The following is a 944-nucleotide window of genomic DNA, read 5'->3' on the forward strand; positions in this document are numbered from 1 at the left end:
GCCGCATCTGCCGGAGGTGCTGCTGCCTAACGCCCTCGCAACCGCCCGCGCGATTGCCTGGGAATCGTCCCGCGCCGAGGCGCTCGCTGCGCTGGCGCCGCGCCTGCCACCTGAACTGCTGCGCGAGGCCCTCGCCGCCGCCCGCGCGATTGGCGATGAGGGGTCCCGCGCCAAAGCGCTCACCACGCTGGCGCCACATCTGCCGGAGGCGGAACGGTCCGCCGTCCTGCGCGAGGCCCTCGCCGCCGCCCGCGCGATTGGCGATGAGGGCGACCGCGCCGCGGCGCTGGACGCGCTGGCGCCGCATCTGCCGGAGGTGCTGCTGCCTAACGCCCTCGCAACCGCCCGCGCGATTGACTGGGAGTGGTCCCGCGCCGCGGCGCTCGCCGCGCTGGCGCCGCGCCTGCCGGAGACGCTACTGCCTGACGCCCTCGCCGCCGCCCGCGCGATTGACTGGGAGTGGTCCCGCGCCGAGGCGCTCACCGCGCTGGCGCCGCATCTGCCGGAGGTGCTGCTGCCTAACGCCCTCGCAACCGCCCGCGCGATTGACTGGGAGTGGTCCCGCGCCGCGGCGCTCGCCGCGCTGGCGCCGCGCCTGCCGGAGACGCTACTGCCTGACGCCCTCGCCGCCGCCCGCGCGATTGGCGATGAGGACGACCGCGCCAAAGCGCTCACCGCGCTGGCGCCACACCTGCCGGAGGCGGAACGGTCCGCCGTTCTGCGCGAGGCCCTCGCCGCCGCCCGCGCGATTGGCGATGAGGACGACCGCGCCGCGGCGCTGGACGCGCTGGCGCCGCATCTGCCGGAGGCGCTGCTGCCTAACGCCCTCGCAACCGCCCGCGCGATTGACTGGGAGTGGTCCCGCGCCAAGGCGCTCGCCGCGCTGGCGCCGCGCCTGCCGGAGACGCTACTGCCTGACGCCCTCGCCGCCGCCCGCGCGATTG

Annotated in this window: 1 protein-coding gene; it reads left to right on the forward strand. The window is 76.8% G+C overall.

Going from position 1 to position 944, the window contains the following annotated elements:
- Positions 1-944: hypothetical protein (locus NZU74_20205; GenBank protein MCS6883652.1), on the forward strand; the 944-nt coding region annotated here is incomplete at both ends.

The organism is Chloroflexaceae bacterium, from assembly GCA_025057155.1.
Lineage (GTDB): Bacteria > Chloroflexota > Chloroflexia > Chloroflexales > Chloroflexaceae > JACAEO01.